The sequence below is a fragment of the Allobaileyella intestinalis genome, assembly GCF_009695865.1.
GTDB lineage: Bacteria > Bacillota > Clostridia > Peptostreptococcales > Anaerovoracaceae > Allobaileyella > Allobaileyella intestinalis.
In genome coordinates, this window is the sequence record NZ_VUNB01000005.1 from 164086 (window position 1) to 187703 (window position 23618).

The following is a 23618-nucleotide window of genomic DNA, read 5'->3' on the forward strand; positions in this document are numbered from 1 at the left end:
ATTTTTCCATGAGTTAAGTGTATCTTACTAATACTGATGCAGTTAAGTAAGAAGCTTGAGAGGTAATTCTTGACATACAGAAAAAACAAAAAAAATAATACAGATGATAAAGGCAGGACCAGCCGGGGACACAGAATCCTTCCCGGGGTTCTTGCCTTTATTCTTATGCTTTCCATGGTGGTTCTCACTGGATGCACCAATGCCGGCCAGGAAAAGGAAAACAACTCCGGTTCCGGGGGAACTGCGGCTGTTCAGAATGAAGCCTCTGGCACCAGTGAGAGCAGTTCAGGCAGAAAGCTTAAGATAGTCACAACATCCTTTGCAGCCTGGGACTGGACCAGGCAAGTTCTTGGAGACAGAGCTGATGACGCAGAAGTCACATATCTTCTGGACAACGGAGTTGACATGCACAGCTATCAGCCAGATGCTGCAGACATCAGCAAGATCCTGGATGCAGACCTTTTTATTTATGTAGGAGGCCCTTCCGATAACTGGGTCAGCAAAGTCCTGAAAAGCAGCTCCAATCCTCCTGTTACAGTGAACATGCTGAAGGTCCTGGGTTCTGGAGTAAAACTTGAGGAGAGAGTCAAAGGCATGGAAGAAGAGGGAGAGGACCATGAAGGCTCAGAAGGCCATCACCATTCTGACGGTCACGACCATTCAGACCTGGAATACGATGAGCACGTGTGGCTGTCCCCGGAAAACGCCATTCTTTTTACAAATACCATTGCAGACCGCTTGGAAGAAATGGATCCATCTAATTCTGCAGCCTACAGAAAAAACGCCGCTTCCTACGACAAGAAACTGGAAGATCTGCAGAACGACTTCAGAAATGCAGTTAATCAATCCCCTCATAAGACAATAATAGTAGGAGACAGGTTCCCCTTCAGATATTTGACTGACGAGTTCGGAATAAAGTACTATGCCGCCTTTGCCGGCTGCTCGGCAGAAAGCGAAGCAAGCTTCGACACAGTTATTTTCCTGGCAAATAAAACGGAAGAGCTTAAAGTGCCAATGGTCCTCAGAACCGAGACAGGCCTGGACAACCTGCCTGAAACAATAATCAAAGCTTCGGGCCGGAAAAACGTGGGAATCGGAGTTCTGGATTCCATGCAGTCAGTGAGACACCAGGAAATGGACCAGGGTGTAACATATATTTCTATAATGAGAAATAACCTGAGAGTAATAAGAAAGGCTCTTGGATAAGAGGTAGTATATGCCACAGATAGAATGCAAAAACTTAACACTTGGTTACGAAAACATACCGGTAGTCAGAGATCTTTCTTTTTCAGTAGAAAAAGGTGATTACCTCTGCATAGTCGGCGAGAACGGCGCGGGAAAATCCACCCTCATGAAGGCTCTTCTTGGCCTGCACAAACCTATGTCAGGCCAGATAATAAGAAGCGATGAGCTGAACAAGGGGACAATCGGCTACTTGCCTCAGCAAACTGACATTCAGAAGGATTTTCCAGCTTCAGTGGAGGAAATAGTCCTTTCCGGATGCCAGGGAGGATCGGGATTCAGACCTTTCTACAGCAAAGCCCAGAAGGCCAAAGCCCGCATCTGCATGGAATGGCTGTCCATCGGCGGTCTGAGAAAATCCTGTTACCGGAACCTGTCCGGGGGACAGCAGCAGAGAGTTCTCTTTGCCCGGGCTCTGGCAGCATCTGGCGACCTGCTGGTCCTGGACGAACCTGTCACCGGCCTGGACCCGGTAGTAACAGGAGAAATGTACAACCTGATCAAGCACATCAACAAAGTCCACAAAGTCACAATCATAATGGTGACCCACGACATGGAAGGAGCACTGAACAACGCCGACCACATCCTTCACCTGGGGGATCAGGTGTTTTTCGGTACCGTCCAGGACTACCTGGAAACAGAAGCAGGAAAAGGCTTTGCCTCAACTGCAGGAACAGAGACCAGCACAGAAGGGAGCGCCAATTAATGAACGGAATTTCAATGGCAATGGAATATCTTAGAATCTATCCATTCGTCCGCTATGCAGTGATTGTGGGAGTACTTGTATCCTTAGCCGCATCCCTGCTGGGAGTAACACTTGTGCTGAAGAGGTTTTCCTTTATAGGAGACGGCCTTTCCCACGTAGCTTTCGGAGCCATCTCCATAGCCACAGTAATGCATTTTACCAGCTATGTGCAGTTTACACTGCCGGCCACAATTCTCTGCGCTATTCTGATCCTGCGGACGGGCAGAAACTCGAAAATCAACGGAGATGCGGTTATTGCAATGCTTTCTGTTGCATCCCTGGCCGTCGGATACATGATAATGAATGTTTTCGGAGCATCCTCCAACCTTTCCGGAGACGTGTGCACAACCCTTTTCGGATCCACATCGATCCTCACATTGTCGGCAACAGAGGTGAGGTCCACCGTAATTCTGGCCATAGTCGTTGTGGGGATTTTCATTCTCTTCTACAACAAGCTGTTTGCAGTAACCTTTGACGAAGACTTCGCCAGAGCCAGCGGCGTTCATACCGAAGCCTATAACATGCTGATCGCAACTGTTGTGGCCGTTGTAATAGTTATTGCCATGGATCTGGTGGGATCCCTGCTGATCTCTGCCCTGATTATTTTCCCGGCCCTTTCAGCCATGAGAATATTCAGAAGTTTCAGATCCGTAACCATCTGTTCAGGAGTTCTGGCGGTGGTCTCTTCGCTGATCGGGATGCTTCTTTCCATTGTTGCCGGTTCACCTGTAGGTGCCACTATTGTGTGCACTCAAATCGTGATGTTCGCCATCTGCTGGGCAGTGGGAAGCGTCAATTCCTCAAGAAGTTAACAGAAAATATGAAGCTTCGGCAGAGTTTTGTCTCATGCCGGAGCTTTTTAACTAGCCGTGAGCAAGAAATCCCCCACCTCTATAGGTGGTGGGATGAATTGCGATAAACACGGCGTTTTTTTGACTTTTGTACCTCATGTTGTTATAATTAAAACATATTCAGTCGTAAATATTATAAAGATTGTAACTACTATGAAATTAGACAATAATAATCATTCAGTATTCGTGCTGCATTATCATCTTATCATGTGCATTAAATATCGTAATAAAGTGATAGATGATAAAATCTCAAACCGCCTCAAGGAAATCTTTGAGAAAATAGCTCCTTCCTATAACATCACGTTAGAGGAGTGGAATCACGACACAGATCATGTGCATATACTGTTTCGAGGACAGCCTAATACAGAACTAAGCAAATTCATCAATGCTTATAAATCCGCAAGCAGCAGGCTGATCAAGAAAGAGTATCCTCAGATCCGTAAATCATTATGGAAAGAAATGTTCTGGTCGCAGAGCTTTTGCTTGTTGACCACAGGCGGTGTTACAGCAGATATTATTAAACAATACATTCGATCTCAGGGTAAGAAAGATGCCAAACAAAGCAATTAAGTACAGGATATATCCTACAACTGAACAGTCTGTTATGTTTGCTAAAACCTTTGGCTGCTGCCGCAAGGTCTATAATCTTATGCTCTCCGATAAGATTGAAGGGTATAAACAAACTGGCAAATTTCCCACTGTAACACCTGCTAAATACAAGAAAGATTATCCTTATCTCAAAGAGGTGGATAGTCTTGCTCTTGCTAATAAGCAAATGGACTTGCAGGCGGCTTTCCGCAATGCTTTCAGTAAGTCCCGTAAAAAGAATAACGGGTTTCCAAAATTCAAATCCAAAAGGCATAGTCGCAAAACATATACCACGAACAACCAGAAAGGCACTGTTGCCATCATAGACAACAGATATATCAAACTTCCAAAGATCGGAAAGGTAAAAGCTGTTATTCACCGTACCGCTCCTGATGGTTGGGTTATTAAGTCTGCTACCGTATCTCAGGAATCAGATGGTAAATACTATATCTCTGTACTCTTTGAATTTGAAAAGGCTGTAAACTTTTATGCGGCCGACAAATCGAACGCTATTGGCCTGGACTACGCTTCTGATGGCTTATACGTAGACAGTAATGGCCATGTTGGAGCAAACCACAAATACTATCGCGAGAGCCACAAAAAGCTTGCTAAAGCACAGCGTAGGTTGTCGCGTATGCGAGGATCTAAGAAGCATGAAAAAAAGTCCAATAATTACATGAAGCAGCTTCTTAAAGTCAATAAAATCCATAGACATATCGCAAATCAACGTTTGGACAATCTGCATAAAATATCTACCGAAATAGCCAATCGGTACGATGTTGTTTGTGTAGAGACTTTGAATATGCAATCTATGGCCAATCATGGCTTTGGAAACGGCAAAGCTACTCTTGATAACGGATACGGGATGTTCTTATCTATGCTTGAATACAAGTTATCTGACAGGAATAAATATCTCGTCAAGGTGGACAAGTGGTTTCCATCATCACAGATATGTCATCGTTGCGGAACGCTCCATCCCGAGATGAAGAACTTGCAAATCCGCAAGATGAAATGTGATTGTGGCCTTGCAATCAGCCGCGACCAGAATGCTGCTATCAATATTCTGAACGAAGGGTTACGGCTCCTTATTGAAGGAGCATAAAACTAAATATATAGTAGGGATGGAATAGCCCAAACTTATACGCCTGTGGACATTGTGTAAGACGTTAAGTTGCGTATCATCGTGGCTGGCGCAGTAGTGGTTGAAGCAGGAAGCTCCGACTTCTATAAGTCGGAGTAGTTCACTATCATAATAGACTTCGGTATAGCCTAAAATCCCGTACCATGGTAAAATACAACAGATACGGGTATCTTGAGACACTAATGACAGGGAAGACAGCTGGTGGTTGACTTAGCGTCTGGCCTGGAATAGGAGAGACTGATGAGAGAATTAATCCGCAAACTGGATTCTCAGAAGGAACTGGACAGAGAAGAACTGGTTTACATGCTGTCCCACAGAAACGACAATCCGGAAGACAGGGAGTACTTGTTCCAGCTGGCCAGGGAAAGGGCTATTGAAAACTACGGCCATCAGATCTATCTCAGGGGACTTATCGAATTCACAAATTATTGCAAAAATGACTGCTATTACTGTGGCATCCGGGCAGGCAACAACAAAGCCGAAAGGTACAGGCTTACAGAGGACCAGGTAATGGACTGCTGTGATGCCGGGTATGGTTTCGGTTTCCGGACCTTCGTCCTTCAGGGAGGAGAAGATCCCTGGTACACCGACGACAGAATCTGCCATATGGTAGCCAGAATCCGGGACAAGTATCCTGACTGCGCCATAACACTTTCAATTGGAGAGAAGGAGAGAACTTCATATCAGAAGTTTTTTGATGCCGGTGCCGACAGGTACCTCCTCAGACACGAGACTGCAGATCCCTGCCATTACAGAAAACTCCATCCGGAGGCTCTTTCCATAGAACATAGAAAAAAGTGCCTTCGTGATCTGAAGGATATCGGCTATCAGATAGGGGCTGGTTTTATGGTGGGTTCACCATATCAGACCTATGAGAACCTGGCTGATGACTTCCTTTACCTGAAGGAGCTTCAGCCCCACATGATAGGAATAGGCCCATTCATCCACCACAGTGACACACCTTTCAGAGACATGGCTGACGGAACCCTGGAGATGACACTTTTCTGCCTGGGAATGCTGAGGCTCATGTTCCCAAAGGTGCTTCTGCCGGCTACAACAGCCCTTGGCACCATCGATCCTCTTGGAAGAGAGAAGGGGGTGCAGGCAGGTGCCAATGTGGTTATGCCAAGCCTTTCCCCTAAAGGCGTGAGAGGCAAATACCTGCTGTACGATGGAAAGATCTGTACGGGTGAGGAAGCGGCAGAGTGTCACCACTGCATGGAAATGAGAATGGAACGCATCGGCTACAAGACCGTCTCAGCCCGGGGAGATTACAAGGGCTGGAGCAGAGGGGCTGCCGGAGCCTGTGATGAACGATAATATTTTTTTATAATATTATATAAAGATTTAGAAGAGAAACGGAAAGAGGTAGACCAATGGAAATGGAAAAAGATACCAGACCTTTTGTGAGCTTTGACCTTATCGTTGACTTTATGAAGCAGGCCTTCGTAAAGCTGGGAGTTCCAGAAGAGGACGCAGCAATCTGCGCTGACGTTCTTATTGAAAGCGACAAGAGGGGAATTGAAAGTCACGGTGTAAACAGGTTCAAACCTATCTACGTTGACAGAATCAACAAGGGAATCCTGAACCCTAAGACAAAGATCGATGTAATCAGGGAGTTTCCAACTACTGCCGTTCTTGATGCTAATGACGGAATGGGAATGGTTGCAAGCCACAAGGCCATGGAGATGGCCATTGAAAAGGCAGGAAAATACGGCACAGCCTGCGTAGCAGTCCGCAATTCTTCCCACTACGGAATTGCAGGATACTGGGTCAGCATGGCAACAAAGGCCGGAATGATCGGAATAACTGGAACAAACGCAAGACCGTCCATAGCTCCTACTTTCGGAGTAGAGAATATGATGGGAACAAACCCTCTGACAGTGGGAATTCCTACAGATGAAAAGTATCCATTCCTTCTGGACTGCGCTACTTCCATTATCCAGAGAGGAAAGCTGGAGTTCTATGACAGAATCGGCAAGGAAACACCTGCAGGCATGGTTATCGGAAGAGACGGAACAGCTCTCACCGACACACATTACATACTGGAGGCTCTTACAAATAAGGAAGCTGCCCTTGCACCTCTTGGCGGAATCGGTGAGGAGATGGGCGGATACAAGGGATACGGATATGCGGCTATTATTGAAATCCTTTCAGCAGCCCTGGCCGGTGGCCGTTTCATGAAGGATCTTACCTGCTACAATGAGGATGGCAGCCTGAGACCTTACCACCTGGGACACTTCTTCATCGTAATTAATCCGGAAATGATGATCGGCGAGAAGGAATGCAGACATATTGCCGGAGAGATCGTAAGAGGACTGAGAAACTCTCAGAAGGCTCCTGGTCATGACAGAATTTATGTTGCCGGTGACAAAGAGTGGGATGCTTATGAGTACAGGAAGGACAAGGGAGTGCCGATGGCAGAAGCTGTTCAGAAGGAGTTCATCCAGGTAAGAGACAGCCTGAATATCCCGGTAACATTCCCATTTGAGAAATAGCTTGTTTATGGACAGCCGGGAGGCTTTCGTGTTTCCTGGCTGGTATCTACAATAAAATTGTTTTTTCGGCAGGCTGAAGGGCCTGCGGAAAGGGGGGACCTATGACAAAGGTTGCAATTAACGGATTTGGTAGAATCGGACGTCTTGCATTCAGAAAGATCGTAGGAATGGATGACATTGAGGTTGTTGCCATAAACGACCTGACTGCACCGGAGATGCTGGCATATCTCCTGAGATTTGACAGCGTTCAGGGTACATTTCACGGACATGAGGTGTCCAGCACAGAGGATTCAATCGTTGTAGATGGAAAGAAGATCCGCATCTACAGTGAGCCTGATGCTTCAAAGCTGCCATGGGGAGAGCTGGGAATAGACCTGGTTCTTGAGTGCACAGGCTTCTATACATCAAAGGCAAAGGCTCAGGCACATCTTGATGCAGGAGCAGGAAGAGTGCTGATTTCTGCACCGGCAGGAAACGATATGAAGACTATCGTTTACGGTGTAAACCATGAAACCCTCACTTCTGAGGACAGAATCGTTTCAGGTGCGTCCTGCACCACAAACTGCCTGGCACCAATGGCAAAGGCTCTTGCAGGATACAGAGAGCTGAGAACAGGATTCATGACCACAATCCACGCATATACAGGAAACCAGAAGATTCTGGATGCTCCAGATAAGGGAAACAAGTTCAGAAGATCAAGAGCTGCAGCAATCAACATCGTTCCAACAACTACAGGAGCTGCCCAGGCCATTGGAAATGTTATTCCTGAGCTGGCAGGAAAGCTCATCGGATCTGCTCAGAGAGTTCCTGTAGCTACAGGTTCCATTACAATCCTCGATGCTACTTTGAAGGATATGACAGACACTGTAACTGTAGAAGGCATTAACGAAGCAATGAAGGCAGCTTCAGATCAGTCCTTCGGATACACAGATGAGCAGATTGTTTCTACAGATGTAATCGGAATGAGCTATGGTTCACTTTTCGATGCAACTCAGACTCTGGCACAGAAGTGCGGAACTCATATTTATGAGGTAAGAGTAGTTGCCTGGTACGACAACGAGATGAGCTATGTAAATCAGCTGGTTCGTACAATGCGGCACATGGCTTCCCTGTAGTCTGCAGTCAGAGACCGGTATAAACAGCAGCAGATGAATGAGGAATGCTGTGACCGGATGAATTGGGTTTTTCATTTTACATGCTGTAACATATTTAAAACTTTTACACTATTTCACTTGAAGTATGAGCAGGAGAAGGAAGTAGAGAGATGGAAGTAAAGGAAGCAAGAGAATACGTGGTAGAGAAGCTGGATTACGCGTTCAAGCCGAGGACAATTGCTGTAATCGGTGCCAGCAGAAATGAGAAAAAGGTAGGATTCAAGGTTATTCAGAGTCTCAGAAACAGCGGTTACAAAGGAATAATCTATCCTGTTAATCTGAATGCCACAGAAGTAGGCGGACTTAAGGCATACAGATCTGTAAAGGATATCCCTGGAGATGTTGATCTGGCTTTTGTTGCACTGCCAGCAGTTGGAGTGTTTGACGCTCTGAAGGAGTGTGTTGCAAAGGGTGTTAAGATCGCTGTAGTTTCATCTTCAGGATTCAAGGAAGTTGGAAATGGAGATCTGCAGAACGAGATTACTGAGTACTGCAGAGAGAATGAGCTGCCATTGATCGGACCAAACCTGGTAGGAATCGGAACACCTTATTTCGACTTTAACTGCGGATTCGTTCCTTACCTTCCGAACAAGGGACCTGTTGCTCTGATCTCCCAGTCCGGTTCAAACCTGTTGGCTGCTCTGGGTTCATCCCAGATTGACCACTTCGGAATCAGCATGTTCGTAGGACTTGGAAACAAGGCCGACGTAGATTTCTGCGAAGTAATCAAATACGCTGACAAGGAGCCTCACACAAAGGCCATTGCTGTATATATTGAGGCTCTGGACAGCTATGAAGCATTTAAGAAGGCATGTCTGGAGGTAGACAAGCCGATTACAGTCATCAAAGTCGGAGCTTCCCACATCGGAGTAAAGGCTGCTTTTGCCCACACTGCATCTGAGAACAGAGGCCACGACAATGATTCATATGACAAGCTGTTTGAAGAATCTGGTGTTATCAGAGAGAGAACATGGATGGAATTCCTTGATACATCCCTGGCACTGGGCAGCATGCCTCCACTGGAGGGAGATAATGTTGTTATGATCACAAACGGCGGCGGTGCAGGCCTTCTGGCTTGTGACCAGTTCGAAAGACTGGGAATGCCTCTCCACGAGTTGAAGTACATCTCTCCTTCACTGAGAGAGGACATCAGAAAGTACATGCCTGCATTCGGTTCACCTCTCAATCCTGTAGATATCAGCGGAACTGCAACATCCGACATGTACGGCGGAGCTCTCAAAATTGCTCTGGAAGATGAGAACGTAGACGGAGTTGTGGTTTCCGTCTGCCCTACAGCCGTTACAGACGTTCCTGCCATTACTCAGACAGTTATCGCAGTTTACGAGAACTACAAGGGAAGAAGAAAGCCTTTCATCATGGAGTGCCAGGGCGGATTCGAGTGCAGAGAGGCCATTCAGAAACTGAGAGACAAGGGCATCCCTGCTTATGCAACTGCTGAACAGGCAGTAAATGCAATGGTAGCTCTGAGAAGATACGCTGAAATCAGATCACAGAAGGCTTCCTTGAGAGAGGCAGCTGATCTGTAAAAATAAGATTTGCTCCCCTTGTTATTACAGGGCGGATGAGAGCAGATCGATAATTTCTTCTGAAGCATGTGAAAATCGAAAATAGTATCATTTGTATCCGGAGAAGCCATATTGTATTTCTCCGGATACGGTGTTATTTGGATAAGCCCGTCTTTGTCTGAATTCTAACTGTCAGATGGCGCTTTAATAATTCTATTAAGGAGCAGGTTGTCTATGGACAAGTTCAAAAAAATCATACCTTTGATGCTGGTGTTTATCGCTTTGCTTGCATTCTTTTCCGGTCAGTGGCTAATTGCCGGAATATGCGCAATCATTGCCGGTTCTATCTGGTCTGTTGTTGGAGGAAAGAGCTTCAATGACAGAAATCTTTATCTGAAAAAGATTGATGTTTCAGGGAAAATGACCATTGAGGGCCTCTATGATAAAATAAAGGACATGGAGACTCCTTTCGGAAAACCATGGATAGCCCACCATGAGCAGTGGGAAGGCAAGGTCATCGTTTTCGGACCGGGGATGTTCAAGGATTATGTGGTAATAAGCAAGAAGGGGAAATCCCTGTATTTTACAGACAGTACAGTTCTTGCCCACCTGAAGCCCTATGAGCACGACATGTACCGGTTCGACAATGTGGCAGATATTTCCAACATGGAGGTAACAGCAAAAAGGTACTGCGGATTTGCTTCTTACAAGATGATTGCCGCTGTAATGCTGGAAGACCTTATGGACCTTGTGGAGAAGGTGGACAAAAACGGAGATTACCCGGTACCGGAGTCTATGGATATTTACAGGCTTTTCCACTATGATACTTCTGACGGTATAGTGAGAGATGAGCAGGACAATGAATATGCCATCTGCAAGGCTGTTTATGAACCTCTCAAGGTCACAATAACAGATATGGACGGAAACAGTCTTGGAACTGTTGATGGAGATCCTGATGCCAGATCTCCTAAACTGGCCAGACACTGGCCTGTAACAATTGAAGGACAGGACGAGGGAAGCTTCGCCCGCCTTAAGGGGGGAGCAGACGGATATATCCTGAAGTGCAGCCTTGGTGAGTTCAGCGCCAGAGCTTTCAGAGCAGTGAGAAAAGGAAACCTTTCCTGTAACTACAGAATTACGAGAAACGGCGAAACTGTAGCTATTTACGGAGCAAACGGTCAGATAGAGTTTTCCGACGGCCGAACCGTTCAGAACAACGTTATCTGTTCTTTTAACGATGATTATCTGACTATGTATATTATTTTCTCAGAGTTTATAATGACTCTGAACAAGTTCATCAAGTAATGGAGGTAGTACCATATGAGAAAAATCCTCGTACCAGTAGATGGTTCAGGAAGGAGTCTTAAAGCAGTTGACCAGGTCAGGGCATCTTTCGCCCCGTCAGCCTTTGAGGTCGTACTTCTCATGGTCCAGGAAAACGCAGAACAGCCCCTGACTGAAGAGCAGTCAGAAGAGATCTATTATAAGCTGGCGGACAGACTGGGAAAAATCCAGAAGAAACTTGATGGCTACAAGATAGAAAAAAGAGCATCAATTGGTAAAGCAGGAGAGAAGATTCTGGCCTGTGCACGGGAAATTGATGCGGACATGATAATTATGACAAAGTCCACTTCGTCTACTAATGAAGTGAACAGAGCTATAGGAAGCACTGCATCTTTTGTAATAAGAAACAGCGACTGCCCTGTCATGCTGGTTCCTGAGAACGTTAAGTCAGGACCTTCCGTTTATCATGGAATGGTTATCAGGAAGGCTTCAGGCACCATTACTCTGAAAGGACAGCTGAATTTCAAGCAGACCGAGTGTCTCCTTCCAAGCGTGAAAGGAAAAAGTGTCTACAGAATCGAAACCCTTAAGGGCAGCGTTCGCTATGTGAGAAAAGCATATGATCCGGAGACCCTGTCCTGGGATCTTCCGCCGGAAAAAGGAGAGCACCAGCTCATACAGATCAACGAGGGTGAGATGATCTACATTCCTGTCAACATGGACGAAAGTACAGGAAAGGCAGACAGAATAAGGATCATCAACCGGTCAATGAGAAGTGAATCCGTGTTCCGGTTCAGGATAATGACTGTTGCCCAGGCAGAAGCTGAAGCAAGAGCCCGGGAGATAGAGGAGTCCAGGGCCGCAGAGGAAGAAAGTAAGCAGGCAGAAGCCGAAACAGCAGAGGAAGAAAGTAAGCAGGCAGAGGCTGAAGCAGCAGAAGAAGCAAGGAAGCAGGCTGAGGCCCAGGCAGCAGAAGAGGCAAGAAGAAAGGCGGAAGCCGAAGCAGCGGAAAAGGCCAGGAGGCAGGCAGAAGCTGAGGCAGCGGAAAAGGCCAGGAGACAGGCGGAAGCCGAGGCGCTGGAAAAAGCCCGCAGACAGCTTGAAGCTGAAGCCGCAGAGGAAGCCCGGAAACAGGCAGAGGCAGAGGAGGCCTTAAAAGCCTTCACTGAAGGTGGAACACCAACACCGGAACCGGAAGTAAAACCTGAGGCTGATGAAATAGATGAATTTCAGGAGATTCCTCTGGAAGAGGACAAAAAGGATGATGACCACCAGTTTGACACTCAGGGCCTGTCTTTTAACTTTGAAGACTATCTCAATGACAATATGAAGGCAACTCTTGGAAACGCCTTTGACTTCAACCTTAATTCGGAATCTGATGATCTGCCTGAAGCAGGTGGCGAGACCGGTGGACAGAAGGAAGATACATCGGAGCTTATATTCCAGCCTGACAGCCTGAATGAAAATGAAGGCGGAGAGAATAATCAAGAAGAAGGTCAGGAAGAGGACATGGAGGAAATGTACAGGAAACTCCAGGATGCTTTTGCCAAATACGATGCCAAAGCTGCAGAGCTGGAAGCAGAGAAAGAAGAATTGACAATTGAGTAATATTTTGTTAATGTAAAATGTAATTCAGGAGGAAACGACTATGAACAGAATCAAGACAATTTCTACTAGAAACCTTGCTAAGAGCGTTGTTACAGGCGGATGCGGCGAGTGCCAGACTTCTTGCCAGTCTGCAAGCAAGACTTCATGCAGTGTTGCCAACCAGCATTGCGAGCAGATCAAGGAGAAGTAGTTGATCCGATGATCGTGCGCTGCTTCGGCAGCGCTTTTTTCTTGGAATTCTCATTACGCAGGAGAAGAAAAAATTTTAGAAAGCACAGGAACAATAATACATGATTCATCAGTATAAACTTAACGGTTATAACATTGTAATGGACGTGGCCAGCGGCTCTGTCCACTCTGTTGATGATGTGGCATATGATATCATCGAAATGAAGGACCGGGGCTGGACAGATGACGATATTACAAAGGCCATCACCGGGAAATATCCAGAAGTAACCACTGGCGACGTGGAAGAGACTCTGGAGGACATTCGCCAGCTTACAAAGGACCAGCTCCTTTTTTCAGAAGATCCCTTCGAAGGAGTTGCCGGTGAGCTGAAAATGAAACAGTCAGTGCTGAAGGCAATCTGCCTCCACGTAGCTCACGGATGCAACATGGACTGTGAATACTGCTTTGCTGGAAAAGGCGATTACAATAACAAGAAGGGAATCATGTCCCTTGAAGTAGGCAAGAGGGCACTGGATTTCCTGGTGGAGAACAGCGGGAACAGAAAGCACCTGGAAGTGGACTTTTTCGGAGGAGAGCCTCTTCTTAACTGGGATGTGTGCAAAGAGCTGGTTAAATACGGAAGAGAGCTGGAGAAGACACACAATAAAATCTTCAACTTCACCCTTACTACCAACGGCGTTCTCATTGACGATGATGTAATTGATTTTTCAAACAAGGAAATGGGCAATGTGGTTCTCAGCCTTGACGGAAGAGAAAAAACCCACGACAGAATGCGTCACGCCAAAGATGGAAGCGGAACCTACGACAGAATAATAGGAAATTTCCAGAAGCTGGCGGCGGCAAGAGGACAGAAGCAGTACTACGTAAGAGGAACCTACACAGCATATAATAAGGATTTCGCAGCAGATGTCATTCAGATGGCGGATCTGGGATTTAAGGAAACCAGCATTGAACCTGTAGTTTCAGACCCTGATGTGCCTTACGCTCTTCACAAGGAAGATATTCCACAGCTGTGCAAGGAGTATGAGAAACTGGCAGTGGAGATGCTGAAGAGGGAAAAGGAAGGAAATCCTTTTAACTTCTATCATTACACTGTTGATCTTACAGGGGGACCATGTATCTACAAGAGGGTAGCCGGATGTGGAGTTGGAACTGAGTATCTGGCGGTCACTCCAACAGGAGATCTTTATCCTTGTCATCAGTTTGTGGGAGACGACGAGTTCAAGGTAGGTGATATCTGGAATGGCATTACGGAAACAGAGATCATAGACCAGTTCAGAAACAGGAATAATCTCTATACAAGGGATAAGTGCAAGAACTGCTTTGCCAGACTTTATTGTTCAGGAGGCTGCTGCGCTAACAACTATCATTCAAACGGTGATATCAATCAGGTTTATGACTTCGGCTGTGAGCTTCACAGAAAGCGTATTGAATGCGCTATCATGATGAAGGTGGCAGAGGAAGACATGAAACTGGAGTCGGAAAAGGACGCATAACAAAACAGCATTCCCGCCCCAGATAATGGGGTACGGGAATGCTGTTTTTGTGGTTCTTCAGGCTTATAGGACAAAAAACGTGTTTTGTTAATCCCAGTCAGCCTGGTCTGCTTCCTCCGGCAGAACGACGATCCTTGAGCCGCTGACGGCGGTCGCCTTCACCCGGGCACCTGCCGGAATGACTTTTTTTGAGATGACCTTTACTTTTTCCCCATCAAAATCAGCAAGTCCCTTGCCGTTTATCTCGCCGACGGCCGTTCCCGTGCGACCTGCGAATTTTGATTCCAGGGCCTCCCGCCTGTTGTCTGCGGCTGTGCTGATCAGTATCTGGATTGCGATGGTGATCAGGACGAGCACTGCGGTCATAATTGGCGACAGCATGAGCAGGGCTATGGCGATGGACACGATGATGGCGCCGTTCGCATTTGAGCCGGCGCTCTGGGATCTGCCGTACCAGAACGGGAGGTCCAGGTGCCTTTCCACGGCGAAGATCACGATGGCGTAGATGTAGAGCAGCAGGCCGATGATGTGCAGCCACGAACCGGAAAGCGAGTAGTTGGCTGCGGTTTCCCCGGTGCGGGTATCGACTCCAAGGGCCTCTATAAGGGCTGGGATCGCGAGTCTGAAAAGACAGGTCAGCACGATTATTCCGATCACCTGACTCGGTCTGATGTGTTTGGAAAAGCGTTTCATTAGACACCTCCGTTTCTGAGAGGTCCACTCTGAGAGGTCCACGGGCTCGCGGCGGCGCCTGAATCTGTTTGTGCCAGCCGGTGCCGTTGGCGGTTGCCAGTGCTGTGGACTCTCTTCCTGATCCCACATATATCACAAAAAAACTTCGGTGTAAATGAAAAAAAAGCACATTTTTCGGATATCCCTCTCCCTTGCATTAGAGGAAAAGCTTTGTGAGAACGATCATCCACACTGGAAGGGTCACTATGGAAATGAGGGTGGATGTTGCCACGCATTCTGCCATCAGGCCGGAGTCCCTGTTTTCTCTTGCGGCCAGTGCAACGCTTATTACAGCTGTAGGGAAGGTCATGCAGAGGACGCTGGCCAGTTTTACTACAGGCGCTACTGGAAGAGGAAGCATGATGAGCAGGGTGATTACAGGCACGATGACCAGCTTCATCAGGGATGTAAAAAGAATCTTCGGGTTTGTGAAGTGGTCGGTGAAACGGCCTTCAGTCAGCTTTATTCCCACGATTATCATGGAAACCGGTATGCATACGTTTGCCAGGGTGGTTACGATGTTGAGGGCGTACTCAGGCAGCTTGATGCGGGCAAAGAGCATGATGATGGAAACTACTGCGGAGATTGTCAGAACGTTGATGAAGGGAAGAATGGCCTTTCTGAATGTGACTTTTCCGTTAAATTTCTTCAGGCCGAAGTTAAACTGCATGATGGCCATGATGTAGAGATAGAGATTGAAGGCGATGTTCTGAATAACCACGTAGTAAAAAACTGTGTCGCCAAAAACAGACTGAGCTATTGGAAAGCCCATGAATCCTGAGTTGCAGGCCGTCATTCCAACAGCGAGAACATTGGCCTTAGCCTTGTCTTCCATTCCTGTGCGACGTGAAATCCAGAGGGTCAGTGCAGACATAAGGATAAACAGGGCGATGGACAGGAAAAATGTGATAAGGGTATTGCGAAAAAGGCTGTCGTTCAGCCGGCGGCTGGTAATAGATGATATCAGCAGGCATGGAGATGCTATGTTGAGCACCAGCATATTAAGAGCAGGCACCGAATCCTGACGGATGAGGCCGCCTTTGCAGGCGAAAAAACCCACTCCTATATAAATGAAAACCACTAGAACCTTGCTGATAATTACTAACATGTGATAAACCACCCTTTATTGATAATGATATTTATGAAATTTCACAAAAACTGTTTTTATAATACTCCTTAAACGTTTATCTTTGCAACCGCTCATGATATAATCAATAAGATTATTTCTGAATATTTGAGGATACATTTGCTTTAAGGAGCAGATTTAATTTTAAATAGAAGGACCGGACAGTAGAAATGAACAAAGTTATTCTGGCCTCACGTAACGAGGGTAAGATACGGGAAATCGGAGAAATTCTCAGCAAGTTTGGCATGGTTGCCGTCTCCAGAGATGATTATGGAATCGACAAGTTTGAGGTGGAGGAAACAGGAGAGACCTTTGAGGAGAATTCCTATATAAAAGCAAAGGCAATACTGGATATTGCAGGAGTTCCTACCATCGCAGATGACAGCGGCCTTGAGGTTGACTGCATAGGGGGCAGGCCGGGAGTGTATTCCGCCAGGTTTGCCGGACCAGGCTGCACTCCTTATGACAATAATGTTAAACTCCTGGGACTTATGAAGCATATTCCGGAAGAGGAAAGAACTGCCAGATTTGTTTCTGTTATAACCATGCTGTTCCCTGATGGGAGAAAGCTGGTTGCAAGAGGGGAGTGTAAAGGAAGAATCGCAGAAGAGATGAGAGGTGAGGGTGGATTTGGTTACGATCCACTGTTTATCCCTGAAGGATTCAGCAAGACTTTCGGAGAAATGACTGCCGATGAAAAAAATTCTGTGAGCCACAGAGGAAGGTCTCTGGCAAGGCTTGAGGAGATGTTAGGTGAATAAACTGAAGGAGCTGAAAGAAAAGGCTCGTTTTCACAAGATGAGCTGTCATAACAGGTCCGGAAGGGAGAAACTTAATAAGGATAAGTTCATAAGAATGGGGTTTCACATCTGGAGGCAGTTTGACGATCCTTACTACACCGGATTTGCTGCTCAGATAGCCTACTTTTTCTTTATGTCCAGCATGCCTACTATGGTGGTTCTGTCTCAGTTCCTGGGACTCTTCGATGTATCCCTGGATGTTATCAGAGACTGGCTGGATTCACATGTGGCAACTGAGGTCAGCAGCTTTGTAATGGGTCTTTTTACCGCATCGTCGGTGAAGCTGACCAACATAGTGCTGACTGTGCTGGCTTTATGGGCCGCATCTGGATTGGAGTTTTCCCTTGCAAGGCTGACCACCTATTCCCTTACTGAAGGAACTTACAGGTTCAGTTTCTGGAGTGAAAGGCTGAAGGCAATTCCGACAGCTATTATGACCATAATGGCCATTGCTTTTACCCTGTCTATATACGTATACGGCGAGGAACTATTCCTCAAAATCGTATCAAACAACCATGTGGCAAGACTTCTGGTAGCCATGAGACTGCCTATAGCCGCAGGACTTTTTTTCCTGATGCTGATGATGAACTATTATATTCTGCCGAGGGTAAAAGTGCCGCTGAAATGCATTATTCCGGGAACGGTTCTGGCTATGCTGGGAATCATGCTGATTACGTTTTTTTACGCAATCTATATTTCCTATATTGCAAATTACAACATCCTCTACGGAGCTTTTGCCAACATAGTTGCTCTCATGCTCTGGTTTTATCTGATTTCCTGGGTTCTTTGCATCGGAATGATGTTCAACAAGGCCTGGGATGATGTAATGGGAAGAAATCTTCTCACCAGGGACAAGATTATTCATTATATTGAAAAGCAGATGGGCGATGACAAAAGCGACTACAGGAAGCTTATAATCACAGATGAAGACGATGAAGATGGAAATCCTGAAACTATTGCTGTAAAAATGAGCAGGCAGTTTGTGCGGGGATACAGCGAGGAAAGAGATCTGGAGATCCAGCGGAGAAAAAGAGAGCGGCAGCGCCAGGCAGAGGAGTATGTGCGCAATGCCATTGAGGAAGCGAAGAAAAACGCCACCAAGGATAAAATCATTGAACCGGTTATTTCGGCCAGTGATGATGAGGAAGATGGCAGGATGAACTGATTATGACAGAAAAAAATATTGAATTGACAACAGACAGAAAAAAACTTCTTTTTATTCTGAATCCGAAAGCAGGCACCATGCAGGCTGTAAGATATCTGGCAGATATTTTGCAGATTTTCAGTGACGCAGGTTATCTCACATCTGTTTTGATGACTGCAAAATCAGGAGATGCAAGAGATTTTGCTGCGGCCTATGCCTGGGACATGGACAGGATTGTCTGCTCAGGCGGTGACGGAACTCTAAACGAAGTAATTGAAGGGGTGCTTTCTGTAAAATCCACAGTGGAAATCGGATATATTCCGGCAGGAAGTACAAATGACTTTGGTGCAAGTGTGGGGCTTCCAAGGGGAATTACTGATGCGGCTTATGTTGCTGCTAACGGGAAACCAATGAAGCTGGACGTAGGTTCATTCAACGGCCGCTACTTCTCCTACGTGGCTTCCTTCGGTGCCTTTACAAGCACATCTTATTCGGTTCCCCAGAACCTGAAAAACATAATGGGCCATACTGCCTACATGCTTCAGGGAATCAGGGATGTAATCAACATCAAACCTGTAATGGCAAAGTTTATAGTGGACGAGGGAACTCCAAATGAACGGATCTTCCAGGGAGAATATATCTTCGGTGCTGTTTGCAATTCCACTTCTGTAGGCGGACTGCTGAAACTGGATAATTTCGATGTTGATATGAATGACGGAATGATGGAGCTTCTACTTATTCAGAAGCCGAACAATCTGATTGAGCTGAACAACATCGCAATCTCTCTCCTCGACGGGCAGCTGAAGGCCAGCGAGATTACTTTTTTCAGCGCAAGAAATATCGACGTGAGGATAGAACCGGGAACTCCGTGGACTCTTGACGGTGAGTACGAAAAAGGCGATACGAACATTGAAATCAGAACTATCCGGAGCGCCGTAAATCTTATAACTGACAGATAAGTCTAATATTATATAAAAGAAGAATGCATTTTGCAGGAATGGTATTGCCTGATGTAATCTGAAGGGGAGAGTTTTATTATGAAAGACGAGAAAAAGAAGGGGTTCATAGCTGAATTCAAGGAGTTTATTTCAAGAGGAAATGTGCTGGACATGGCTGTGGGCGTTATTGTAGGTGGTGCATTTACTGCCATCGTAACTTCGCTGGTAAACGATATTCTCATGCCGCTTATTGGACTGCTCACAGGCGGCGCTGATTTCAGCTCCCTGAAAGTCACAGTAGGAAACCCTATTGGAGATGTGGCACCGGCAACAATTAACTACGGCATGTTTATTCAGCAGGTTGTAAACTTCCTGATAGTTGCCTTCGTGATTTTTGCGGTTATTAAATCCATCAACAAATTCAGAAGAAAAGATGAGCCGGCTGAAGAGCCAGAACCAGAATCAGAGACACCGGAAGAAGTTCTGCTCATGAGAGAGATCAGAGATCTTCTTGCCGGAGGAGAAACTGCAGATGCAGTAAGAGCGAAAATGTCCGCAGAAACATCAAAAGAGACAGATGTAGAAAATTAGTAAAAGCAGAAATAATTAAAAAAATAGAATTGAATAGAGAATAGACGGAATTCCGGGGAAGGCAGTTTGCCTTCCCTTTTTTGTGCTGCTTGCGGGGGCGGATGAGGGGAGATGAGGCGAGATTCCAATTCAACTTTATTCCAGTCCGTAAAGGTCCGGGGCCCTCTGCCATAGCCATATAAATCCCAAAATTATCAATCAATTAACAATTTTGTATGTTTGCATAAAGAAATCAAAATTAAAATATGTATAAACATAAATAAAATATTCATACCGGCGATTTCCTTACAGCGAAGCCGAACTTTGAATACTAAATGCAAAATACACCAAATGGATAAAGTAATCAATTTATGTATTTATATACACACAAAAATCCGTATTGACAATAGGCGAATAAAATGGTAATACCCTTGAAAATAAAGGGATAAACCACAATAATTACCTGGATGAATCTACTTTTGAAAAATATATACATACAAAAACAAAAGTTTTGATTTACAATTATATCGCCTGTGTGATAAACTACTGTCGAAATGGTGAATGAATATCTTTGGATATTTATTCAAAACGCATTTATTACGTTAATGTTTGTTAGCTTTATGGAGGTACGAAATGCCTGAAGCAAAAACAACTAAGACCAAGTACCCGTTTGCGTTCTGGGTATGCGGTTGCACAGAGATCTTCGAGAGAATGGCTTTTTATCTTGGAAGATCCCTGATCCTGGTGTTTGTTGCTGCATCGGTAACTACAGGAGGTCTTGGCCTTTCCGATATTACCGCAGCAAAAATGCAGTCAAATCTGACAGCATTTTCCTATTTGCTGGCTATCCTTGGAGGATATCTGGTTGACAGGTGGCTTCCGCCTAGGAGAACAACTCCTATTGGAATGCTCATTGTAGCCACTGGATATTTCTGCGGATCTATTGCTCATTCTGCTGGAATGGTTTACGCAATGATATTCTGCGTTGCATTCGGACTGGGCCTCTTTAAGACAGGACCAATGGTAGGCAGAATCGTTAGAACAGAGGATCTGAAGTCAGCATATTCCATCCGTTACTCACTGGTAAACATCGGCGGACTGATCGGACCTCTCCTGGCAGGCGTTCTCTATCAGCAGGTTTTCGCACATGGTGATATTCTGGGATTCCGTCCTTGTTTCAGGCTGGCAAGCATCGTAATGGTTGCAGGAGCAGTTTGGTTCACTCTTGGAATGCACTTCAAGGGTGGCGATGCAGGAAAGAAACCTTTCAAGGCTGAGAAGACTCAGGAAGAGCTTGAAAGAGAAGCTGCACTGAAAGCTGCCAACAAGGAAGTAAAGCTTACTCTTAACAGCAACGAGAAGAAGCGTATCTGGGCAATTATCCTCATTTCTGCTTTTCAGATTATTTTCTGGCTGTTCTGGTATCTTGCATACCTGCCAGCATATTATCACTGGGGAACAAACATGACCTGGAAGGTTGGATCCTTCACTATTCCGCAGACCTGGTTCGATGCTGTTAATGCTCTGTTCTGCATTATTTCAGGACCTCTCACAGCTATTCTGTGGCACAAGCTGGAATCACGTCCTCAGGGAGACATGAGCTTGTTCAAGAAGCTGGGAATCGCACTGGCATTCCTGGGATGCGGCTACCTGTTCTACGCTGGCATGGATGCATTCCGCGGAAATGGAAAGCCAAGCTGCCTGTGGCTCATAATTTTCCTGCTGTTCCTCACCCTCGGAGAAATGTTCTTCTCACCTCTTGGAAACGCATTCATCGCCGAGTACGCTCCAAGCCGTCTCATGGGTGTTATGCAGTCTGTATGGGGACTGGGACTCTTCTTCGCAGCTAAGCTTTACGCAAACGTATACGCAGCTGCATTTGGCGGAAAGTTCACATTTGTACATGCCTGCATAGGTGTTGCTGCAGTTGCCTTCGCCTGCACAATTGTACTGTTCATCATGGATAAGCCTCTCCGCTCACTGGTTGAGAAAAAGGAAGAATCCGTTGAGGCATAGTATTGTATCAATACGAGAAAAGATACTCCGCTCTGCCGTAAGGCAGGGCGGTTCTTTTGAAAGGAGTGTAAGCAAATGAGTAGTGTTCCTGAAAGACTTAAGGCTCTTCGCAGCAAGATGGAAGAGAAGGGAATAGATTATTACATTGTTCCTACAGCAGATTTTCATCAGGATGAGTATGTAGGTGAGCACTTTAAAGCCAGAGTTTTTATTACCGGATTTACAGGTTCCGCCGGAACGGCAATGATCGGAATGGATGATGCCCGCCTCTGGACTGACGGAAGGTATTTCATCCAGGCTGAGAAGCAGCTTAAGGATACCACTGTTCAGCTGATGAAGATGTTTGAGCCGGGATATCCTACGCTCACTGAATTCCTTATGGATCACCTGGAAGAAGGACAGACAGTTGGTTTTGATGGAAGAGTGGTTTCAAAGGATGAGGGAGATGCTTATGCCGCCGTTGCTGAGAAGAAACACGGACACATTAAGTACGACATTGATCTCATAGATGAGATCTGGAAAGACCGTCCTGCCATGTCCACAAAGCCTGCATGGCTGCTTCCTGTAAAGTATGCAGGAAAGTCCGCTGAGGAAAAAATCAGTGACATCCGTGAGAAAATGGCAGGGGCAGGAGCTGATATTCATGTGGAAACAACACCTGATGATATATGCTGGACCCTTAACCTGAGAGGCGACGATATCGACTATTTCCCTCTGATGCTCTCATACGCTGTTATTACACCAGATGAATATCATCTGTATGTTGATGAAGTTAAATTGAATGATGATCTGAAGAATTATCTGGCAGATCTCGGTGTAACCCTCCATCCATATAACGATGTATATGAGGATGTGAAGAAAATTACCGAGGATCATAAAGTGATGATCGATCCCCACAAGGCAAACTATGCACTCTACAGCAATATTTCACCAGAGGTTTCTAAGGTGAACTGCATGTGCCCTGAGGAGATGTTCAAGACTGTAAAGAATCCGGTGGAAATAGAGAATATAAAGAAGGCACAGGTTAAAGACAGTGTCGCTCACATCCGCTTCATGAAGTGGCTTAAGGAGAATGTTGGGAAGACAAGAATCACTGAAATCAGTGCATCTGACAAACTAGATGAATTCCGGAAGGAAATGGGCAATTACATCAAGCCGAGCTTCGAACCTATATCGTCCTATGGGGAGCATGCAGCAATAGTTCACTATGCTCCGACACCGGAGACGGATATTGAGCTGAAGCCGGAAGGCATGCTTCTTACTGATACAGGGGCAGGCTTCTGGGAAGGATCTACAGACATAACAAGAACCTATGTACTCGGACCTGTAACCCAGAAGATGAAAGAAGATTTCACGCTGGTTGCCATAAGCAACCTGTCTCTTGGAAATGCAGTTTTCACATATGGAATCACAGGCGTTGCTCTTGATAACCATGCCAGGAACCCATTCTGGAAGCGCCGTCTCAATTTTAATCATGGAACAGGTCATGGAGTGGGATATCTTCTGAACATTCACGAAAGCCCTGCCAGCTTCCGATCAAGATTTGTAGAAGGAGATACTGCAATCCTGGAAGAGGGAATGATCATCACAGACGAGCCGGGCTTCTATGTTGAAGGATCTCACGGCATCCGCCTGGAAAACGAACTCCTGGTGTGCAGCGACGTTACTAACGAATTTGGTAAATTCATGCACATGGAGCCTATTACATGGATTCCATTTGATCTGGATGGAATAGATCCTGACTTCATGTCTTCAGAAGAAAGAGAAATGCTGAACGACTATCATAAGAAGGTCTATGAAATCACTTCACCGTTCCTGAACGAAGAAGAACGGCAGTGGCTGCAGCATTACACAAGAGAAGTATAATTGAGCGAATCAGGACTGACCCGGAATTCGCAAAATTACGCAAAAAACTCCTCCCGAAAGGGAGGAGAATTTTTTTTTACAAAAGAGTTGCTGCCGTAAAAGCA

At 45.8% G+C, this 23618-nt stretch carries 21 protein-coding genes; 19 read left to right on the forward strand and 2 right to left on the reverse strand.

What is annotated here, in order from left to right:
* Window positions 1-69: 69 nt before the first annotated feature.
* From FYJ66_RS07105 to scfB, 13 genes are all read left to right on the forward strand, one after another.
* On the forward strand, window positions 70-1206 hold the full coding sequence (locus FYJ66_RS07105) for a metal ABC transporter substrate-binding protein (protein ID WP_154572819.1): 1137 nt from the start codon (window positions 70-72) through the stop codon (window positions 1204-1206).
* A gap of 10 nt (window positions 1207-1216) precedes the next feature.
* Window positions 1217-1948 carry a metal ABC transporter ATP-binding protein gene (locus FYJ66_RS07110; protein ID WP_154572820.1) on the forward strand — a complete coding sequence of 244 codons (732 nt, stop codon included), beginning with the start codon at window positions 1217-1219 and terminating at the stop codon, window positions 1946-1948.
* Window positions 1948-2799, forward strand: coding sequence for a metal ABC transporter permease (locus FYJ66_RS07115; RefSeq protein WP_206157028.1), 852 nt, complete (start codon window positions 1948-1950; stop codon window positions 2797-2799). The genes FYJ66_RS07110 and FYJ66_RS07115 overlap by 1 nt, the downstream gene beginning before the upstream one ends.
* Before the next feature lie 192 nt (window positions 2800-2991).
* The gene (gene tnpA, locus FYJ66_RS07120; RefSeq protein ID WP_154572897.1) at window positions 2992-3408 is read left to right on the forward strand and encodes an IS200/IS605 family transposase; all 417 of its coding nucleotides are present in this window, start codon (window positions 2992-2994) and stop codon (window positions 3406-3408) included.
* Window positions 3389-4528: an RNA-guided endonuclease TnpB family protein gene (locus FYJ66_RS07125; RefSeq protein WP_154572821.1), complete on the forward strand. Its 1140-nt coding sequence runs from the start codon at window positions 3389-3391 to the stop codon at window positions 4526-4528. The genes tnpA and FYJ66_RS07125 overlap by 20 nt, the downstream gene beginning before the upstream one ends.
* Before the next feature lie 279 nt (window positions 4529-4807).
* Complete coding sequence (hydE, locus tag FYJ66_RS07130; RefSeq protein WP_154572822.1) at window positions 4808-5887, forward strand: [FeFe] hydrogenase H-cluster radical SAM maturase HydE; 1080 nt, start codon at window positions 4808-4810, stop codon at window positions 5885-5887.
* Window positions 5888-5943: 56 nt separating this feature from the next.
* Complete coding sequence (locus FYJ66_RS07135; protein WP_320592769.1) at window positions 5944-7065, forward strand: Ldh family oxidoreductase; 1122 nt, start codon at window positions 5944-5946, stop codon at window positions 7063-7065.
* A 101-nt stretch (window positions 7066-7166) separates the two neighbouring features.
* A complete protein-coding gene (gene gap / locus FYJ66_RS07140) occupies window positions 7167-8180 on the forward strand; it encodes a type I glyceraldehyde-3-phosphate dehydrogenase (protein WP_154572823.1) in 1014 nt (337 codons plus the stop codon).
* 149 nt (window positions 8181-8329) lie between these two features.
* Entirely contained in the window at window positions 8330-9766 is a 1437-nt protein-coding gene (locus tag FYJ66_RS07145; protein ID WP_154572824.1) for an acetate--CoA ligase family protein, read from the forward strand.
* Between the two features lie 213 nt (window positions 9767-9979).
* Window positions 9980-11050 (forward strand): response regulator transcription factor, encoded by a 1071-nt coding sequence (locus tag FYJ66_RS07150; RefSeq protein WP_154572825.1) that lies wholly within the window; start codon window positions 9980-9982, stop codon window positions 11048-11050.
* A gap of 15 nt (window positions 11051-11065) precedes the next feature.
* A complete protein-coding gene (locus FYJ66_RS07155; RefSeq protein WP_154572826.1) occupies window positions 11066-12637 on the forward strand; it encodes a universal stress protein in 1572 nt (523 codons plus the stop codon).
* A gap of 40 nt (window positions 12638-12677) precedes the next feature.
* Window positions 12678-12827 carry a six-cysteine ranthipeptide SCIFF gene (scfA, locus tag FYJ66_RS07160; protein ID WP_154572827.1) on the forward strand — a complete coding sequence of 50 codons (150 nt, stop codon included), beginning with the start codon at window positions 12678-12680 and terminating at the stop codon, window positions 12825-12827.
* 100 nt (window positions 12828-12927) lie between these two features.
* Window positions 12928-14322, forward strand: a complete 1395-nt coding sequence (gene scfB, locus FYJ66_RS07165; protein ID WP_154572828.1) for a thioether cross-link-forming SCIFF peptide maturase — start codon at window positions 12928-12930, stop codon at window positions 14320-14322.
* An 87-nt stretch (window positions 14323-14409) separates the two neighbouring features.
* Here scfB and FYJ66_RS07170 read toward each other — a convergent pair whose 3' ends face one another.
* Together FYJ66_RS07170 and FYJ66_RS07175 are read right to left on the reverse strand one after the other, a co-directional pair.
* Entirely contained in the window at window positions 14410-15015 is a 606-nt protein-coding gene (locus FYJ66_RS07170) for an NfeD family protein (RefSeq protein ID WP_206157029.1), read from the reverse strand.
* Window positions 15016-15211: 196 nt separating this feature from the next.
* Complete coding sequence (locus tag FYJ66_RS07175) at window positions 15212-16162, reverse strand: AEC family transporter (RefSeq protein ID WP_154572830.1); 951 nt, start codon at window positions 16160-16162, stop codon at window positions 15212-15214.
* A 188-nt stretch (window positions 16163-16350) separates the two neighbouring features.
* On the opposite strand from FYJ66_RS07175, the gene rdgB reads away from it, so the two are divergent.
* From rdgB to FYJ66_RS07205, 6 genes are all read left to right on the forward strand, one after another.
* Entirely contained in the window at window positions 16351-16941 is a 591-nt protein-coding gene (rdgB, locus tag FYJ66_RS07180) for an RdgB/HAM1 family non-canonical purine NTP pyrophosphatase (protein ID WP_154572831.1), read from the forward strand.
* Entirely contained in the window at window positions 16934-18145 is a 1212-nt protein-coding gene (locus FYJ66_RS07185; RefSeq protein ID WP_154572832.1) for a YihY/virulence factor BrkB family protein, read from the forward strand. The genes rdgB and FYJ66_RS07185 overlap by 8 nt, the downstream gene beginning before the upstream one ends.
* 2 nt (window positions 18146-18147) lie before the next feature.
* A complete protein-coding gene (locus tag FYJ66_RS07190; protein ID WP_154572833.1) occupies window positions 18148-19083 on the forward strand; it encodes a diacylglycerol/lipid kinase family protein in 936 nt (311 codons plus the stop codon).
* 78 nt (window positions 19084-19161) lie between these two features.
* A complete protein-coding gene (gene mscL, locus FYJ66_RS07195; protein ID WP_154572834.1) occupies window positions 19162-19653 on the forward strand; it encodes a large-conductance mechanosensitive channel protein MscL in 492 nt (163 codons plus the stop codon).
* Window positions 19654-20265: 612 nt separating this feature from the next.
* On the forward strand, window positions 20266-21648 hold the full coding sequence (locus FYJ66_RS07200) for a peptide MFS transporter (protein WP_154572835.1): 1383 nt from the start codon (window positions 20266-20268) through the stop codon (window positions 21646-21648).
* Between the two features lie 75 nt (window positions 21649-21723).
* Complete coding sequence (locus tag FYJ66_RS07205) at window positions 21724-23514, forward strand: aminopeptidase P family N-terminal domain-containing protein (RefSeq protein ID WP_154572836.1); 1791 nt, start codon at window positions 21724-21726, stop codon at window positions 23512-23514.
* Window positions 23515-23618: the final 104 nt, after the last annotated feature.

Bases quoted from the DNA above. Each gene is read 5' to 3' on its own strand.
- FYJ66_RS07125 (WP_154572821.1), top strand. From the start codon at position 3,389: ATGCCAAACAAAGCAATTAAGTACAGGATATATCCTACAACTGAACAG.
- rdgB (WP_154572831.1), top strand. From the start codon at position 16,351: ATGAACAAAGTTATTCTGGCCTCACGTAACGAGGGTAAGATACGGGAA.
- gap (WP_154572823.1), top strand. From the start codon at position 7,167: ATGACAAAGGTTGCAATTAACGGATTTGGTAGAATCGGACGTCTTGCA.
- FYJ66_RS07170 (WP_206157029.1), bottom strand. From the start codon at position 15,015: ATGAAACGCTTTTCCAAACACATCAGACCGAGTCAGGTGATCGGAATA.
- FYJ66_RS07135 (WP_320592769.1), top strand. From the start codon at position 5,944: ATGGAAATGGAAAAAGATACCAGACCTTTTGTGAGCTTTGACCTTATC.
- FYJ66_RS07190 (WP_154572833.1), top strand. From the start codon at position 18,148: ATGACAGAAAAAAATATTGAATTGACAACAGACAGAAAAAAACTTCTT.
- FYJ66_RS07145 (WP_154572824.1), top strand. From the start codon at position 8,330: ATGGAAGTAAAGGAAGCAAGAGAATACGTGGTAGAGAAGCTGGATTAC.
- mscL (WP_154572834.1), top strand. From the start codon at position 19,162: ATGAAAGACGAGAAAAAGAAGGGGTTCATAGCTGAATTCAAGGAGTTT.
- scfB (WP_154572828.1), top strand. From the start codon at position 12,928: ATGATTCATCAGTATAAACTTAACGGTTATAACATTGTAATGGACGTG.
- FYJ66_RS07115 (WP_206157028.1), top strand. From the start codon at position 1,948: ATGAACGGAATTTCAATGGCAATGGAATATCTTAGAATCTATCCATTC.
- FYJ66_RS07200 (WP_154572835.1), top strand. From the start codon at position 20,266: ATGCCTGAAGCAAAAACAACTAAGACCAAGTACCCGTTTGCGTTCTGG.
- FYJ66_RS07155 (WP_154572826.1), top strand. From the start codon at position 11,066: ATGAGAAAAATCCTCGTACCAGTAGATGGTTCAGGAAGGAGTCTTAAA.
- FYJ66_RS07175 (WP_154572830.1), bottom strand. From the start codon at position 16,162: ATGTTAGTAATTATCAGCAAGGTTCTAGTGGTTTTCATTTATATAGGA.
- tnpA (WP_154572897.1), top strand. From the start codon at position 2,992: ATGAAATTAGACAATAATAATCATTCAGTATTCGTGCTGCATTATCAT.
- hydE (WP_154572822.1), top strand. From the start codon at position 4,808: ATGAGAGAATTAATCCGCAAACTGGATTCTCAGAAGGAACTGGACAGA.
- FYJ66_RS07150 (WP_154572825.1), top strand. From the start codon at position 9,980: ATGGACAAGTTCAAAAAAATCATACCTTTGATGCTGGTGTTTATCGCT.
- FYJ66_RS07205 (WP_154572836.1), top strand. From the start codon at position 21,724: ATGAGTAGTGTTCCTGAAAGACTTAAGGCTCTTCGCAGCAAGATGGAA.
- FYJ66_RS07110 (WP_154572820.1), top strand. From the start codon at position 1,217: ATGCCACAGATAGAATGCAAAAACTTAACACTTGGTTACGAAAACATA.
- scfA (WP_154572827.1), top strand. From the start codon at position 12,678: ATGAACAGAATCAAGACAATTTCTACTAGAAACCTTGCTAAGAGCGTT.